Raw genomic sequence first — 15,976 nt, forward strand, 5'->3', positions numbered from 1 at the left:
TTGCTTATGGTCATCGCGGTTCTCCTCGGGTGAGCAGGTGCAGGGGGTGGCCGCCGAGCGGTCCGCCGCTCTCGAAGGCGCCGGCCAGCGCGTCCACGGTGGCCAGGTCGCCGAGCAGGATCGCGCCGACCAGGCGGTCGCCGCGCAGGACGAGCTTCTTGTAGCTGCCGCGGGTGGCGTCGGCGATCCGCAGGACGTCGAGACCGGGGTCGAGGGTCTCGTCCACGGCACCGAAGGCCGCGTACTCCAGGTCGCCGGTGCTGAGCCGGGCGCGCGGGACGCTGCCGGTGTAGCGGGCGTCCGGGTCGGCGCCGGACAGCCGCCGGGCGAGCACGTCGGCCTGTTCCCAGGCGGGGCCGGCCAGGCCGTGGACGGTGCCGCGGTGCTCGGCGCAGTCGCCGATCGCGGACACGTTCCCGCCGGAGACGTCCCCGGCGACGGCCAGTCGGTCGTCGACCAGGATCCCGGTGCCGACCGGCAGCCCGGCGCCGTACGCCAGGGCGGTGCGGGGGCGGGTGCCGCAGGCGAGCACGACCAGGTCGCAGTCGAGCCGGTAGCCGTTGGCCAGTTCCACCGCGCCGACCCTCTCCCCGCCGTGGACGGCGCGGGCGCGGTTGCGGGCGTAGGTCTCGACGCCGAGCGCCAGCAGCCGCTCCCGCAGTACCTCGGCCGCCTCGTGGTCGAGCTGACGCTCGATCAGATGTGGTGCCTGGTGGACGATCTCGGTGCGGACGCCGAGCGCGGCCAGCGCCCGGGCGGCGCTCACGCCGAGCACCCCGCCGCCGATCACCACCGCGCGTTTCGCGGTGACGGCCTCCTCGGCGAGCCGCCCGCAGTCCTCCAGCGTGCGCAAGGTGTGCACGCCCTCGGCGAGGCCCAGCCCGTCGGGGCGGCGCAGCCCGCGCACCGGCGGCAGCACCGGGTTGGAACCGGTCGCGAGGACGAGCTCGTCCCACGGCTCGACGGTGCCGTCGGCCAGGGTCAGCGTGCGGGCGGCCGGGTCGAGGGCGACGACCTCGCAGCCGGGCCTGGTTTCGGCCCCGCCGAGCGGCAGCGCGATCGACTCGGCGTCGTAGCGCCCGGTCAGGACGTCCGCGAGCAGCACCCGGTTGTAGGGCGCGCGCGGCTCGGCGCCGTAGACGGTGACGGTGCCGGGCCCGCCGAGCGCGCCGTAGCGCTCGGCGAAGCGGGCGCCGGCCATGCCGCCGCCGACGACGGCGATCCTCGGTTCCCTGGTCACGGTGCCACCTCCTGTCCGGCGCGCTCGGCCTGCCCGGCCACCTCGCCACTCCGGTCGAACGGGCGCTCGGCCTGCCCGGCCGCCTCGCCACTCCGGTCGGACGGGCGCGCGGCCTGCCCGGCCGAACCGCCGTCCCGCCCGCCCGCTGCCTCGCCGTCCCCAGCAGCCCCGCCGCCGCTCGGCCCGGCCGCCTTCTCCACCCGGACCGCGCACACCTTGAACTCCGGCATCCGGGACACCGGGTCGAGCGCCGGGTTGGTCAGGCTGTTGGCCCGGCCCGCCCCCGGCCAGTGGAAGGGCATGAACACGGTGTCCGCCCGGATCGCGTCGGTGATCCGCGCCGGGGCCACCGCCCGTCCGCGCCGGCTCGTCACCGCCACCGGCTCTCCGTCGGCCACCCCGAGCCGCTCGGCGAGCCGCGGGTGCAGCTCGACGAACGGGCCGGGCGCGGCCCTGGTGAGCTCGGCCACCCGCCGGGTCTGCGCGCCGCTCTGGTACTGGGCGAGCACCCGGCCGGTGGTCAGGTACAGCGGGTACTCCTCGTCTGGCTCCTCGCCGGCCGGGCGGTGGGTGACGGCCACGAAGCGGGCCCGTCCGTCCGGGGTCGCGTACCGGTCGAGGAAGAGCCGCCTGGTGCCCGGGTGGTCCTCGGCCGGGCAGGGCCAGAACACGCCGTCCTCCGCCACGATCCGCCGGTAGCTGATGCCCGCGTAGTCGGCGTCGCCGCCGGCCGAGGCGCGGCGCAGCTCGTCGAAGGCCTCCTCGGCCGCCACCGGGAAGCCGGTCGCGACACCCAGGCGGGCGGCCAGTTCGCGCAGCACCCACAGCTCGCTGCGGACGCCCTCGGGCGGGTCGAAGGCGCGGCGGCGCAGGATGACCCGGCCCTCCAGGTTGGTGGTGGTGCCGTCCTCCTCCGCCCACTGCGTCACGGGCAGGACGACGTCCGCGAGGCGCGCCGTCTCGGACAGCACCAGGTCGGCGACGACCAGCAGGTCCAGCGCGCGCAGCCGCTCGGTGACGTGCCCGGCGTTCGGCGCGGACACCGCCGGGTTGGAGCCGGCCAGCAGCAGCGCCCGGACGCCGTCCGGCCGGCCGAGGCCGTCCAGCAGCTCGTACGCCGACTTACCCGGGCCCGGGATGCTCTCGGGAGGCACGCCCCACACCGCGGCGACGTGCTCCCGGGCGGCTGGGTCCTCGATCGAGCGGTAGCCGGGCAGCTGGTCGGCCTTCTGGCCGTGCTCGCGCCCGCCCTGCCCGTTGCCCTGACCGGTGAGGCAGCCGTAACCGGCGTACGGACGGCCGGAGTTGCCGGTCGCCAGGCACAGGTTGATCCACGCGCCGACGGTGTCGGTGCCCTTGCTCTGCTGCTCCGGGCCGCGCGCGGTGAGCACCATGCCGGTCTCGGCGGTGCCGAACAGCCTTGCCGCCTCGCGCAGTTGGTGGGCGGGCACGCCGGTGATCCGCTCGACGCGGTCCGGCCAGTGCGCCATCGCGGCCTCGCGGGCCGCCTCGAAGCCGGACGTCCTCCCGGCGATGAAGTCCTTGTCCACCAGGCCGTCGGCGATCACCAGGTGCAGCAGGCCCAGCGCGAGCGCCAGGTCGCCGCCGGGGCGGGGCTGCAGGTGCAGGTCGGCGAGTTCGGCGGTGCGGGTGCGGCGCGGGTCCACGACGATCAGGGTGCCGCCGTTCTCGCGCAGTTCGCGGAAGTAGCGCACAGCCGGCGGCATCGTGTCGGCCGGGTTGCCGCCGACCAGGATCAGGCAGCCGGTGTGCGGGATGTCCTCCAGCGGGAACGGCAGGCCGCGGTCCAGGCCGAAGGCCCTGCGGTGGGCGGCCGCCGCCGAGGACATGCAGAACCGGCCGTTGTAGTCGATGTTCGCGGTGCGCAGCACGACCCGGGCGAACTTGCCCAGCAGGTACGCCTTCTCGTTCGTCAGCCCGCCCCCGCCGAACACGCCCACCGCGTCCGGCCCGTGCTGCTCCCGCACCCGGGCGAGCCCGTCCGCCACGCGGTCCAGCGCCTCCGGCCAGCCCACCGCCCGCAGCGGCCCGCCGGGCCGGTCGCGCAGCAGCGGGCCGGTCAGCCGGACGTCCCGGGCGAGCACGGCCGCCGCCGAACGGCCCTTGCCGCACAGCGCGCCCCGGTTCACCGGGAACTCCGGCCGCTCCAGCACCTCGGGCGTGCCGTCCACGCCACCACCCAGCCGCATGCCGCACTGCAGCGAGCAGTACGGGCAGTGGGTGTCGGTGGTCGGCGTGGGGGCCGCCTTCGGGCTGGTCAGCGTCATGCCGAGGAATGTCGCCGTCCGCTGTTTCGCGACCGCGTCACCCGTGTTGCGGGCGCGGTACACCTCCCTCACGGCCGCCCGGCCCCAGGGTGCGCTCCAGGAACACCGGCCGTAACCGGAGCAGCCCTTTCGCTTACCTGGGGGTGACGGGCGGGCAACGCCACCGTAACGTGCACGCCGCACGCTGGCCGGCATGGCAACCCCCACCGCCCAGCCCGGGCCCCTCACCGGCTTCACCGTCGGGGTCACCGCGGCTCGCCGCCGCGAGGAACTCGTCGCCCTCCTCACCCGGCGCGGCGCCCAGGTGGTCGAGGCGCCCGTGCTGCGCATCCTGCCGCTCGCCGACGACCTCGCCCTGCGCGAGGCCACCGAGCGGTGCCTGGCCGCCCCGCTCGACTACGTGGTCGCCACCACGGGCGTCGGCTGGCGCGGCTGGATGAGCGCCGCCGAGGGGTGGGGCCGCGCAACCGCCCTCGCCGAGGCCTGCCGGGGCGCGGTCGTGCTCAGCCGGGGCCCCAAGGCCACCGGCGCGGTACGGGCCAGCGGCCTCGGCGAGGGCTTCTCCCCCAGCACCGAAGCCACCGACGAGCTCCTCACCTGGCTGCTCGCCCGCCCCCTCGACGGGTGCCGGATCGCCGTCCAGGAGCACGGCGTGCGGCTCGACGCCTTCGCGGCGGCCCTGCGCGAACGCGGCGCCGAGGTGATCTCCGTCCCCGTCTACCGCTGGGCCCCGCCGGACGACATGGCCCCGGTGCGGCGGCTGGTCGAGCAGACCGTCCGGCGCCAGGTGCACGCGCTCACCTTCACCAGCGCGCCCGCCGTCGCCGCCTTCCTCGCCACGGCGGAGGCCGAGGGCCTGCGCGAACCCGTCCTCGACGCCCTGCGCGGGGACGTCCTGCCCGTGTGCGTCGGCGCCCTGTGCGCGCGCCCGTTCGCGGACCTCGGGCTGCCGACGGTGTACCCGGAACGCGGTCGGCTGGGCTCGCTCGTCCGGCTGCTGGCGGAGACGCTTCCCACCCTCGGCCGGCGCGAAATCCCGTTGTCCGATGCGGTGTTGACGCTCCAGGGCAACGCGGCACTGGTCGACGGCGAGAGCCACCTCCTCAGCCCTCGCGGCGCCGCCGTCCTCCGGGCCCTCGCCGAACGCCCGGGGCACGTGCTGAGCCGCGCCGAACTCCTGCGCGCCGCCTGGACGGACGCGAGCGCGGACGAACACGCGGTCGAGGCGGCCGTCGGGCGGCTGCGGGCGGCGCTGGGCGCGCATGCGGGGCTCATCCGGACGGTGCCCAAGCGGGGCTACCGGTTGGCGGCGGGCTGATGCTGCTGGCCGTGGCGCACGGGAGCCGGGACACGGCGTCGTCCGCGACAATTCGAGCGCTACTTCACCGCGTTCGTCTTCTCCGACCCGAACTGCCGGTCCGCTGCTGCTTCCTGGACCTGAACCGGCCGTCGCTGGACCAGGCCCTCGCCCAATTTCAGCACCAGAACCCCATCCTGGTCCCGCTCCTCCTGAGCACCGGCTACCACGTGCGCGTCGACATCCCGGCAGCGGTGGCCGCCGCCGGCCTCCCAACGTCCCAGGTCGCCCGCGCGCTGGGCCCACACCCGCTGCTCGCCGAAGCCCTGGCCGATCGCCTTGCCGAGAGCGGCGCCACCCCGGAGGCCCCGGTGGTCCTGGCCGGCGCCGGCTCCTCCGACCCGACGGCCATCGCCGACACGACACGGATGGCAAGCCTCCTGGCCACCCACCTGGGCCGCCCGGTCACCCCGGCCCACCTGTCGGCGGCGAGCCCCACCCCCCACGAGGCCGTAGCCGCGCTGCACTCCGAGGGCCACCGAGAGGTAGCAGTAGCGACCTACCTCCTGGCCCCCGGATTCTTCGCCCGCCGAGCCGCGACGACGGAAGCGAGGTGGACAAGCGCCCCCCTGGCAGCCCACGAGGCCGTCGCCCGCCTGATCCTCCACCGCTACGACGAGGTCAGCCGGTCGAATTCACCAGCCTTGACACCGGCCAGAAGGGAACGGAGCCTGTCGCGCGAGGTGGCGATGACGACGTCGGGCTCATCACTCTCCCGGAGCCTGATACTGCGGTCAGGGGCTGCCGCGACATAGATGCAGTTGGCTGCGTCACCACTGAACGAGGACTTCTGCCAGTCGTGAACGGCCATACTCGGTCCTGTCTCAGATGCTCTGGGCGATTCGGCGGATGAGGTCGCGGGATGCGTCCGGCTGGAGCGCGCTCGCCTCCAACCGGTCCATCACAGCCCGATACTTGATCAACTGCGGCTCGGTGTCAATGAACTCCGATCTGTCGCCATCGACCTGGACACTGTCCAATCGTGCGACCTCGGCCTCGAAGTACACAATCCCGGCGCCGGAGCTGGGGTAGCTCCCGGTGCCGAACGGGATCACCCTCAGGTCGATGTGCGGTCGCTCGCTCGCGGTCAGCAGGTATTCCAGTTGCTCACGGGCGACCACCGATCCACCGAAGCCCATCCGCAGTGCAGCCTCGTGGACGACGGCAGAGAGCGGAATCGGCTGCTCGCCATAGATCACCGCCTGCCGCTTGATGCGATGGGAGACGAGATGCTCGACTTCCGGCGGCGAGAAGGGCGGAACGACATCCCGGAAGAGCGCGCGAGCGTGCTCCGGGGTCTGCAAGAGTCCGGGGACGTGGATCGCGGAAGCGATCCGCATCGACTGCGCGTGGTGTTCGAGTACGGCCAGGTCGAGCGCCCCGGCCGGAAGGATCTCGCGGTACTCCTCCCACCAACCCCTCGTGCGACCGCCGGTCAAACGCGTCAGCGCCTCGATCAGGGCGTCATCCGCACAGCCGTAGAGGCGCGCCAGAGTCCGCACCCGGTCTGCGCTCACCGGGTAGCCGCCGGATTCGATGTTGCTGATCCGGGACTGCGGGGTGCCATGCAGCTCCCCGGCTCGCGTGACCGACAGTCCCGCCTGCTCACGCAACCGGCGCAACTCCGCGCCGAGTCGCCGCTGCCGGATGCTCGGTGGAATCTTGCTGGGTGGCATCCGCTGCTCCCTTCCCTCGCTCGCCATGGCCGGCGCCGTTCACCCTTTGGAGTGGCGGTGCTAATACTTCTTCAAAGGCAGTGGTCTACATAGTACCGGGCTGGCTATCTTTGATTCTGCGTCAGTTACGTTCCGCCGCCCTTGGCAGTGGCAGCGTCGCGCCCAACTCCCGTTCACGTAGGAGACTTCCATGGCTGCTGCGCCCTCGCCAAACCCCCACGTGCCCTTCGAACAGGAGTTGTGCGCGCTCGTACTCGACACCGCACCCCGGCTCTTCGCCGTCGTCCAGGTGTGCGACGAAGGAGCAGCCGACGCCGACGGGTGGATCGTGGCCTGGGGTCTCGCCGACGCCGACGGGCCGACCCACGTCATCAGCATCGACGGCCGGGCGCGCATGACCCTCACCTCCCCCGAGCGCGCCGTCCGCCACTTCACCACCCGGCCGGGGATCTCCGCGCGCCTGGTCTGGCTCGCCCAACCGGCCGCCGCCGCGCTGGACCGGCTCGAAGCCGCCTGATCCTCAGAACCCTCTGCGCAGGAAGTCGACCCGTCCGACTTCCCGCGCAGAGGGTCCCGAGGCGGGATCAGACAACCGCCGGCACGGCCTCCTTCTCGGCGACGGGCAGGTCGCGCATGGTCCGCAGCGGCGAGCAGAGGATCGGCAGCACCGCGAGGAGCTCGCCCACGACACCGACCCACATCGCCTGCCGGACGCCGAGGCTCTGTCCGAGCACGCCGCCGATCAGTGCGCCGACCGGCATCAGCCCCCAGACGACGAACCGGAAGGATGCCGTCATCCGCCCCAGCAGCGGCTTCGGGCAGAGCCGCTGGCGATAGGCGACGCTCGAAACCCGGAAGGTCATGAAGCCGGCCCAGCCCAGGCCGTTCAGCGCGACGGCGATCGCGAACCGCCCGTCCGCCTGGTACATCGGCAGCGCGAGCAGCCACAACACGCTGCTCAGGGTCATCGAGAGCCACATCGCCCGGCCCTGGCCCAACTTGGCGGTGATCCGCTCCACGCACAGTGCTCCGAGCAGGCCGCCCACCGCCTCCGCGCTGAACACCAGGCCGCAGAGGAACGCCGAGAGGTGAAGTTGACCGGCGAGCAGCGCCAGCAGCATCGACGCACTGATCGTGCCGCACATGTTGGAGAGCGCCGAGCTGATCGTGATCGCGCGGAGCAGCCGGTGGCCGAGGACGAAGCGCAGGCCCTCGGCAATCTCGGACCGCAGGTTCCCGCCGCCGGCGCCACTGCGCGGCCGCGGATCGGGCGTGCGGATGCGGGCCAGTGACAGGGCCGACAGCACGAAGGTGGCCGCGTTCACGACGATCGCCACCGGCGCGGTGAGCGCTCCCACCGTGATCCCTCCGACACCCGGACCGCCCACTTGCGCGATGCTGCGCGTCGTCTCCAACTTGACGTTGCCCTCGACCAGTTGCTCGTCCGCAAGCAGATGCGGCAGGTGGCTCTGGAACGCCGTGTCGAAGAACGCGGTGCAGACGGACATCCCGAACGCCACCACGTACAGCTGGAGCAGGGTCAGCGTACCCAGGAGCGCGGCGACCGGTATCGACCCGAGCAGCACCGCGCGGCAGAGGTCGCCGACCAGCATCACGCGGCGCTGCCGCATCCGGTCCACCCAGGCGCCGGCCGGCAACCCGATGACCAGCGCGGCCAGGTACTCGCACACGACGAGCAGGCTCATCTCGAACGGCGTGGCGTGCAGCGTTCCGATCGCCACCAGCGGGAGCGCGACCAGCGTCACGCTCCCGCCGAGCTGACTGACCGCGTCGGCGGCCCACAGCCGTCGGAAGTCCCGGTGGAGGAACAGGCTCGAACGATCTCTGATCATGGTCACGGTCGGCAACACCACCATCGGACGACCTGGCCGACCAGTGTTTTAGTCTGGGCGAAAACACCTGTGCGGGGAGGGAGCCCCATGACCGAGGTGCGGTTCGACGTCGATGACGTCGCCTCCGTCAGGTTCGCGGTCTCGCCGCTGTGGGAGACCGTTTCCAGTCTCCGGGTGCTGCGCGAGCCCGGGCACCACCCGGTCCACCTGCCCTGGATCGGGCAGGCCCGGCAGCTGGTCCGGGACGAGGGCCTCGCCCGCCGGACCGCTCCGCTGAGAGCCATCGTGTGGTCGAGCAGTTGCCTGCCCGATTTCCTGACACCGCCACCGGGCTGCTCGCTCGGCGAGATCGAGGAGGAGCTGGCAGTCGTCCTGGCCACCCCGCCGGCCCGCGTCCGGGCCGAACTCGAAGCGGGCTTCCGGTACGCGCCGCCCTCGCCGTTCGCCCGGCTGCTGGCCGCCGACCCCGAGTCGGCGCTGCCTCGGCTGGTCGACGCCGTCCGCGGATGGTGGCAGGCGGCGATCCACCCGCACTGGCCGCGCATGCGGGCCGTACTGGAGGCGGACATCGCGTACCGCACCCGCCAGTTCTCCGGTGGCGGTGTGCAGTCCCTCTTCGGGAACCTCCACCCCGCGCTGTGCTGGGCCGGGGACCGCCTCCTCCTGGACGACCGGCTGGACACCGCCATCGACCTCCGCGGCCGGGGCCTCCCGCTGCTGCCGAGCGTCTTCACCGCCCACTCCGTGCTCGTGACCAGCGACCCGGCATCACCGCCGATCGCCATCTACCCCGCCCGGGCGGTCGGCACCCTGTGGGAGCGGCAGGAGGCCACCACGGGTGCGCTCGCCCGGCTACTGGGCCGCAGCCGGGCCCGGATCCTGGCCTACACCGGCTCGCCCAGCACCACGACCCAACTGGCGACACGCACCGGTCTGAGCCCGGGAGCCGTCTCCCAGCACCTGGCCGTGCTGCGCGAAGCCGGGCTGGTGACCGGCCACCGCTACCGCAACGAGGTGAACTACACCGTCACCGATCTGGGAGCCGCCCTTCTCGACCGGCCCTGACGCCCCGGGGCTGCAGCCTTCCCGTCCTCCGTCCGAGCAGGAGACCTGGGAGGGCATAGCACCCCGAAGCGCTGTTGCGAATGCTTCACTTATTGCGAATACTTCGATTAGGACAGCGGAGGGAAGCCATGGGAACCGTCACAGGCAGGAAGATCGAACCCGGCGCCGTCGATGCGGGCGATGCTCGGCGGGCCCTCAGCCGGATCAACGACTACCTCTCGCACACAGGTCGCAGCAACAAGGACATCCAGGTACACCTCGAAACAGGAGCGCAGGACGAGACTCTGGTGCTCCCAAGACCGGTGGCCGAGATGTTCGCCTCGATACTGGCCGCCCTCGCCAACGGACAGGGCGTCCAGATCATCCCGGTCGATGCGGAGCTCACCACTCAGCAGGCCGCCGACATGCTGAACGTGTCCCGCCCCTACCTCATCGGACTGCTGGAGTCCGAGAAGATCCCCTACCGGCTCGTAGGCCGCCACCGCCGCATTCGTGTCGACGCTCTTCGCCAGTACCTTCGCGAGGACGACGCGGCACGGAAGGACGCCGCCGACGAGCTGATGCAACTGGACCAGGAGCTGGGGCTGCTCTGACATGGCCTTCGTCGTCATCTATGACGCGTGCGTGCTGTACCCGAACACCCTGAGGGACCTCCTCATGCGTGTCTCGCTACGGGGGCTCGTGCGCGCGCAATGGACTGACACCATCCTTGACGAGGTCGATCGCAACCTCGTCAAGGACTTTCAGATCCCACCGGAGAAGCTCCAGCGACGTCGGGAGCTGATGAATCAGGCGGTCCGGGACTGTCTCGTCACGGGGTTCGAGCCCCTGATCGAGGGGCTCAAGCTCCCGGATCCCGACGATCGACACGTGTTGGCCGCGGCGATCAGGGCGGGAGCCCAAGTCATCGTCACCAACAACCGAAAGGACTTTCCCGTCGACTACCTCGGTTCGTTCGACATCGAGCGGAAGAGTGCCGATGACTTCGTCATGGACCTCATCGGGCTGGATGAACGCGTCGTCTACTCGTGCGTCCAGGAGATCGCTCTGAGCCGACGCAAGCCGCCACAGACGCTCGACGACGTGCTGAGCCAGCTTGAGAGGTCCGGCCTGAGGCAGTCGGTGGCCGCCTTGCGCCTCGGGTGGGTTGCAGAAGAGAGTTAGGCCCGCCGCGCGGCGTGCGCGGCGGGCCCTCAAGGACGCGATGGGTTACCGGCGGCCGGCCGCGACTCTGGCATCGCTGTTCTCGTCGTCGCCCCAGCCGTCGCTGCGGTCGCGGTACAGGGTGAACTGGTCGTAGAGCACCGGCGTCGGCACCGGGTTGGCCGCCGTGGCCGGGGCCGAGTGGTAGTAGCTCACGGTGATGGTGGTGCGGCTGCCGGGCAGCACGCCCGGGTCGACGTCGAAGACCGCGACGCCGTAGGGGTACTTGGTGTCCGGGTCGATCACCGCGGACCAGGTGGCCTTCTCCTTGGCGTCCGGGTCGGCCTTGAAGGTGAGCCGCTGGGTGCGGACGAAGGCCTCGCGGACGCCGTCGCCGTCGGCCGGCAGGTACTTGTCGTCGTGGCCGGCGGTGCCGCCGCCGCCCAGGATGAGGTGGACGGTGCCCTGCGAGGTGTCGATCTGCCGCAGGTCGTCGTCGGCGACGGACGGGGTGAGCAGGCCGCCGGACTCGGTGCCGCGCACGGGGTGGGTGCGCTCGTAGTCGTGGTCGTGGCCGGCGAGGACGAGGTCGACCGCGTACTGGTCGAACAGCGGCATCAGCTTCTCCCGGATGCCCATGTCGCCGCCGTGGCTGGCGGCGGACGAGGACATCGCGAACTGGTGCATGCTGACGACGATCCAGTCGACCGCGCTGCCGCCCCGGGCCCGCGACAACGTGCGCTCCAGCCAGCGCAGTTGGGCGCCGTCGCTGTAGTCGCTGATGTAGATGGACTGCCCGGTGGCGGGGTCGATGCTGGCGTCGTCCTCGACCGCGATCTCGTTGCCGTCGAGGCTCAGGAAGAGCACCGAACCGACCTGGAACGCGTACCAGTTGCCGCAGTAGTCGCGGGTGCCGTTGTCGGGGAGCTCGAAGCGGGTCAGGTAGGAGGCGTAGCCGAGGTCGCCGCCACCCGCCTCGACCTCGTGGTTGCCGGGCGCGGGCATCCAGGGCCGGCTGGCGGCCGACTTGGACAGGTTGTTCATGAACGCGTTCCAGCACTGCGGCTGGAGCTGCGGGTTGTTGTTGGCGTACGCGAGGTCGCCGTTGAGCAGGTGGAACAGCGGCGAGAACTGCTCGACCTGGCGGACGGCCGCCGCGCCGTGGATCGAGGACTTCGCGAACACGTTGTCGCCGGTGCCGAGGTCGCCGAAGCTGGTGAAGCGGAACGCGGCACGGCCGCGCCCGGGGGCGGTGCGGAAGGTGCCGCGCACCGGCTGGGCACCGTCGTGCAGGACGTCGTAGACGTACGTGGTGTCGGGCTTCAGGCCGCGCAGCCGGACGTGGTGGGTGAAGGTCTCGACCTTGTTCAGCCCGTCGACGTACGTCCGCGTCTCGGCGTCGACGCTGCGCCCGCCGCCGCCGCGCGGCGTCCCGAGGCGCAGGCGCGGGCGGCTCACGCTCGCCGCCGTCGCCCAGGACACGGTCATCTCGGTGGACGGCTCGTCGCCCCACTGGAGGTGGACCTGCTCGGGGCCGGGCGTGCCGGCGACGGCGGGCTGCGTCCAGAGCAGGGTGGACGCCGGGATCGCCGCGAGGGCGCCGGCGGCCGTACCCGTCCGAAGGACCGTTCTGCGCGAGGGATGTGACACTGCCGCCTCCATGGGCTCCGAGAAACGCCCAGGAGACTCCCACGGCGGACGGTACCGGCGGACCACTTCGGACAGTGCGTCCGGCGAACGCCGGGTGAACGAACCGGTTACTGTGGCCCACGTCCGACGGCGCCAACGCGATCGAGAGGTCCCGCACGTGTCCTCAGCACCGGATTCCCCCGCAGCACCGGCCTGGTACACCGTCCGGTGCTTCTTCCGCTGGACCAACTGGAGCGACGCGCCCTACGAGGAACGGATCACCCTCTGGCGCGCCGGCTCCTTCGACGAAGCGCTGGCGCTCGGCGAGCGCGAGGCCGCCGCGTACGCGGAGGACGGCGGCTTCGAACTGCTGCCGCTCACCCAGGTGTTCGTCCTCGACGCGGACGGCGGCCCGGCCCACGGCAGCGAGGTGTTCTCCCTGCTGCACCGCACGGACATGGCACCGGAGTCGTACCTGGACCAGTTCGACCGCGACGGCAGCACCGAGCAGCCGTGAGCCGGCGGGCTCCTACGCGCCGTAACGATGGGCGAACGGGCGCCCGGGGCAGGTACGGCACTCGAACAGGCGCACGCTGTCCAGGTCGCCGAGACTCAGGTCCGCGCCCTCCCACCTGACGTCGCGGTCCTCGACCGGGGTCCACGCCTGCCGGTTGTCGTGCTCCTCGGTGCTGTCCACCGTGAGCAGGTGGTCCATCGGCGTCGAGCAGAGCGGGCAGACCGGCCACCGCGGCTCCTGCGACCAGCCGGGGTAGCCGCCCAGCTTGGTGCCCGGCGCGGTGGACAGGTGGTCCTGGTAGTGCCAGCCCGTCTCCGCCTCCACCTGTTCGAAGCGGGCGTCCAGGGCGTCCCAGAGCTCGTCCGGCAGGTCCCAACTCGGGTACTCCGTCACCGTCTCCGGGTGCACGACACAAGGACGCGGCACCCGCCCGTACCCGGCGTCCGCAGGCGCCGGCGGGGTCTGCCGCACCTCCCCCACCTCCGCCGCGGAGCGCCAGCGGACCAGCGGGACGACCCACTGGGTCGCATGGCGGCGCGGACACCACAGCACCTGGAGCAGGTCCCGCCCCTCCGGGAAGGGCACGGTGTCCGGCACGTCGGCGCGGAAGATCTGGACGACCGCGACCATCGGCGACCCCGGGTGCTCGGGGCACTCCGGCCACGGCTCCCGCGCCGGCCACAGCAGCGGCCCACCGACCGAGCTGTCGCGGCACGTCGGCCGGCCCGAGCGCGGGTGCAGCCGCACGGTCTCCCGGCGGAAGGGCGCGAGCTCGGGAAACAGCGCTTCGACGTTCAAGGGGCGCGGTGGAGTTCGACGGGTCACCCGCGGACGGTACCGGGGGCCGGGGGCCGGGCGCACCGGAGATTCGGCCGGAGCCGCACAGGAAGTCGGCGGGCCCGACTTCTCGCGCGCGGCCCACGCCGACTGCACCTACCTCGGCACCGCCACGGCCCGTACCGGGGGCTCGGCGTCGGTGGTGCCGTCCTGGGCGACGACGGTGAAGCGGCCGGGGCCGTCCGGGGCGAGGTCCGACGGGTCGTCCGACTCGGTGCCGAGGACGGCGAGGCTCTCGTCCTCGTGGCCGGTGGCGGTGTCGACGCCGGTCAGGGAGTTGCGGGTCATCGCCCAGACGCGGGTGCCGTCGACGGCCAGGCCGGTCACCTGGTCGTCCAGCCCGGCGGTCCACCGCTTGCCGCCGTCGGCGAGGGAATAGGCGACCAGGCGGCCCGTCGCGTGGCGGCTGTTGTGCTTCGCACCGCCGAAGGTGACATCGTCCGGCTTCTCGCCCGGCACGACGAGCAGGTCGCCCACGACCACCGCACCGTAGGCGGGGCGGGCCTCGAACTGGTGGACAGCGTGGGCGCCGCCCAGGGTGACGTCCAGGTCGTACTCGTCCCCGGAGACCGGGATGGTGCTGCGCACCTTGCCCGCGCGGTCGAAGGCGAGCACGGCGTGCGTGCCGCGGTCGCCCTGCTCGTCCACCCACACGGTGAGCGGGTCGGCGGAGAGGACGGCCGCGTCGTTCAGGCCGTTGGCGAGCGGCAGGACGGTGTGCGTCCGCTCCTGCCCGTCCTGCGGGGCCAGCGTCCGCAGCACCGGGCCGCCCTTGATGCACTGGGCGACGGTGACGGCGGTGTCCGGGCCTCCGGCGACCCGCAGCGGTGCGCAGTCCGGGTCAACGGCGCTGCGCCAGGCGGCGCTGCCGTCGGTGAGGCTGACGGCGCGCCAGCCGCCCGTTTCCTGGAGGACGGCGCGATCGCCGGCGACGGCCAGCAGTCCGGGAGCGGCGGTGTCGCCCGCGCGGAGGGGAGCGTCGAGGTTCGCCGTCCAGCGCGGGGTGCCGGTCGCGAGGTCGAGCGCGATCGCGGTGGCGCACGGACGGCCGTGGGCTCCGTGGGCGAACAGCCCGATGCCGTGGCCGGTTTCGCGGCTCATGGCGCAGACGGAGTCCTCGGCGGGCGGGGTCCAGCTCCAGGCGGTGTCGCCGGTGGTGGCGCGGTAGGCCACCACCTTGTCGGGCCGGGCGCGGACGACGAGGTCCCCGGTGCTCCAGCTGCCGATGGCGCGGATGTCCGAGGGCCGGTCGGGCGGGGCCGTCCAGTCGTCCTTGACGCCGAGGCCGGCGAAGTGGACGAAGATCCCGAGGCCGATCAGCGTGCCGAGTGCGACGGACGGCAGGCCGAAGCGCGGATGGAAGAGCGCGTAGAGCAGACCGGCGCCGCAGACCATCAGCCCGAGGATGGCGATGAATCCCATGGAGGCGACGGCATCGCCGCCGTAGCCGTAGTGCCCGCCGAACAGCGCCCCCAGCCCGAGCACCAGGAACAGCGCGCCGAACACCCCGCCCGAGACCACCCCCAGGATCTCCTGGTCGACCTTGAGCCGGTCCTTGATGTTCCCCGCCATGCCGCTTCTCCCCCGAGACGTGTCGAATGATCATGGCAGAGGCCGACAAGCGCAGGAAGTCGGATCCATCGACTTCCTGTGCACCACCCTTCGGCTATGCGAGAGGAGGCTGTGGGCCATGGATGTGATCGCTCATGGTGTGCGGGAGTCGTCGTCGCGGATCGGGACGTGGCTCCGGGCCCACGTCCGGCCGGCGCCCGCCGTGCCGGCTGCGGACGCGGCGAGGCTCGATGCGGCGGCGCGGGAGCTCGGGCTGGTGCTGCCCGGGGACCTGCGGGCCTGGTGGGAGTTGACGGGCGTCAGCGCCGGCTTCTGGCTCCCGGGGGAGTTCGCGCCGACGGGCCTGGAGGAGGCTCTGGAGACCCGGGAGATCTGGCTGTTGGTCGCCGAGGAGAGCGCGGGTGAGGGTGCGGGTGAGAGCGTGGATGAGGCAACGTTCCGGCCCGGATTCATGCCGATCGCGTTGAGCCCCGGCGGCGACGGCCTGCTCGTCGATCTGCGCCCCGGCGAGTGGCAGGGCGCCGTCTTCCTCTGGGATCACGAACGCCAGGGCCTCGGCACGCCGCTCTGGGAGGGCGTGGGCTCAATGCTCGCCGACATCGCCGATGCTCTGGCGTCCGGCACCCCGGCGTTGACGTGGCACGAGGGTCTCGGCGGCCCCGAGAATCCGGTCGTCGCGACGGTGGACGAGTCCCGCGAACTGGGCTGGAAGCCCGCGTGGATCTGATCCGCACCGAGCGTGGGCCGGGATAGAGGGGGCCCCGCCAAAAGAGGCGCCCGGGTGGATTTGACCCCGGGC

General features: G+C 72.5%; 15 protein-coding genes and 1 pseudogene. 8 read left to right on the forward strand and 8 right to left on the reverse strand.

Translation table 11 applies throughout. From position 1 onward, the window contains the following. Positions 1-10 precede the first annotated feature (10 nt). Both ACFV4G_RS04995 and ACFV4G_RS05000 read right to left on the reverse strand, forming a co-directional pair. The gene (locus tag ACFV4G_RS04995; RefSeq protein ID WP_380436556.1) at positions 11-1,240 is read right to left on the reverse strand and encodes an NAD(P)/FAD-dependent oxidoreductase; all 1,230 of its coding nucleotides are present in this window, start codon (positions 1,238-1,240) and stop codon (positions 11-13) included. Beyond that, a complete protein-coding gene (locus tag ACFV4G_RS05000; protein WP_380436557.1) occupies positions 1,237-3,528 on the reverse strand; it encodes a molybdopterin oxidoreductase family protein in 2,292 nt (763 codons plus the stop codon). Before ACFV4G_RS05000 ends, ACFV4G_RS04995 begins: the two co-directional genes overlap by 4 nt. A 193-nt stretch (positions 3,529-3,721) precedes the next feature. On the opposite strand from ACFV4G_RS05000, the gene ACFV4G_RS05005 reads away from it, so the two are divergent. Next, a complete protein-coding gene (locus tag ACFV4G_RS05005; protein WP_380436559.1) occupies positions 3,722-4,846 on the forward strand; it encodes a uroporphyrinogen-III synthase in 1,125 nt (374 codons plus the stop codon). Beyond that, positions 4,846-5,640 (forward strand): sirohydrochlorin chelatase, encoded by a 795-nt coding sequence (locus ACFV4G_RS05010; protein WP_380436561.1) that lies wholly within the window; start codon positions 4,846-4,848, stop codon positions 5,638-5,640. The genes ACFV4G_RS05005 and ACFV4G_RS05010 overlap by 1 nt, the downstream gene beginning before the upstream one ends. On the opposite strand, the pseudogene ACFV4G_RS05015 reads toward ACFV4G_RS05010, so the two are convergent. After that, positions 5,589-5,696 (reverse strand): annotated as a pseudogene (locus tag ACFV4G_RS05015) (DUF397 domain-containing protein); the annotation flags it as partial. The gene ACFV4G_RS05010 and the pseudogene ACFV4G_RS05015 sit on opposite strands and share 52 nt — an antisense overlap. Before the next feature lie 13 nt (positions 5,697-5,709). Then, positions 5,710-6,561 carry a helix-turn-helix domain-containing protein gene (locus tag ACFV4G_RS05020; protein ID WP_380436563.1) on the reverse strand — a complete coding sequence of 284 codons (852 nt, stop codon included), beginning with the start codon at positions 6,559-6,561 and terminating at the stop codon, positions 5,710-5,712. 190 nt (positions 6,562-6,751) lie between these two features. Here ACFV4G_RS05020 and ACFV4G_RS05025 point away from each other — a divergent pair, with 190 nt between their 5' ends. Further along, on the forward strand, positions 6,752-7,078 hold the full coding sequence (locus ACFV4G_RS05025; RefSeq protein WP_380436565.1) for a hypothetical protein: 327 nt from the start codon (positions 6,752-6,754) through the stop codon (positions 7,076-7,078). Between the two features lie 67 nt (positions 7,079-7,145). Here ACFV4G_RS05025 and ACFV4G_RS05030 read toward each other — a convergent pair whose 3' ends face one another. After that, the gene (locus ACFV4G_RS05030; RefSeq protein WP_380436707.1) at positions 7,146-8,414 is read right to left on the reverse strand and encodes an MFS transporter; all 1,269 of its coding nucleotides are present in this window, start codon (positions 8,412-8,414) and stop codon (positions 7,146-7,148) included. A gap of 87 nt (positions 8,415-8,501) precedes the next feature. Between ACFV4G_RS05030 and ACFV4G_RS05035 the strand changes: the two genes are divergently transcribed. The 3 genes from ACFV4G_RS05035 (at position 8,502) to ACFV4G_RS05045 (ending at position 10,643) form a co-directional block, all read left to right on the forward strand. After that, positions 8,502-9,479, forward strand: coding sequence for a DUF5937 family protein (locus ACFV4G_RS05035; protein ID WP_380436567.1), 978 nt, complete (start codon positions 8,502-8,504; stop codon positions 9,477-9,479). A gap of 128 nt (positions 9,480-9,607) precedes the next feature. Then, the gene (locus tag ACFV4G_RS05040) at positions 9,608-10,072 is read left to right on the forward strand and encodes a helix-turn-helix domain-containing protein (RefSeq protein WP_380436568.1); all 465 of its coding nucleotides are present in this window, start codon (positions 9,608-9,610) and stop codon (positions 10,070-10,072) included. Between the two features lies 1 nt (position 10,073). After that, on the forward strand, positions 10,074-10,643 hold the full coding sequence (locus ACFV4G_RS05045) for a PIN domain-containing protein (RefSeq protein WP_380436570.1): 570 nt from the start codon (positions 10,074-10,076) through the stop codon (positions 10,641-10,643). 45 nt (positions 10,644-10,688) lie between these two features. Here the strand turns inward: ACFV4G_RS05045 and ACFV4G_RS05050 are convergent, their stop codons facing one another. Further along, a complete protein-coding gene (locus tag ACFV4G_RS05050) occupies positions 10,689-12,272 on the reverse strand; it encodes a purple acid phosphatase family protein (protein ID WP_380436572.1) in 1,584 nt (527 codons plus the stop codon). A 157-nt stretch (positions 12,273-12,429) separates the two neighbouring features. Here ACFV4G_RS05050 and ACFV4G_RS05055 point away from each other — a divergent pair, with 157 nt between their 5' ends. Then, positions 12,430-12,768 carry a hypothetical protein gene (locus ACFV4G_RS05055; RefSeq protein WP_380436573.1) on the forward strand — a complete coding sequence of 113 codons (339 nt, stop codon included), beginning with the start codon at positions 12,430-12,432 and terminating at the stop codon, positions 12,766-12,768. 12 nt (positions 12,769-12,780) lie between these two features. Here ACFV4G_RS05055 and ACFV4G_RS05060 read toward each other — a convergent pair whose 3' ends face one another. Both ACFV4G_RS05060 and ACFV4G_RS05065 read right to left on the reverse strand, forming a co-directional pair. Continuing rightward, positions 12,781-13,566: a DUF1963 domain-containing protein gene (locus ACFV4G_RS05060; protein WP_380436574.1), complete on the reverse strand. Its 786-nt coding sequence runs from the start codon at positions 13,564-13,566 to the stop codon at positions 12,781-12,783. Between the two features lie 135 nt (positions 13,567-13,701). After that, positions 13,702-15,177, reverse strand: a complete 1,476-nt coding sequence (locus ACFV4G_RS05065) for a PQQ-binding-like beta-propeller repeat protein (protein ID WP_380436575.1) — start codon at positions 15,175-15,177, stop codon at positions 13,702-13,704. A gap of 118 nt (positions 15,178-15,295) precedes the next feature. On the opposite strand from ACFV4G_RS05065, the gene ACFV4G_RS05070 reads away from it, so the two are divergent. Next, positions 15,296-15,904, forward strand: a complete 609-nt coding sequence (locus ACFV4G_RS05070) for an SMI1/KNR4 family protein (protein WP_380436577.1) — start codon at positions 15,296-15,298, stop codon at positions 15,902-15,904. Positions 15,905-15,976: the final 72 nt, after the last annotated feature.

It is taken from the genome of Kitasatospora sp. NPDC059747 (genome assembly GCF_042732955.1).
Classification (GTDB): Bacteria; Actinomycetota; Actinomycetes; order Streptomycetales; family Streptomycetaceae; genus Kitasatospora.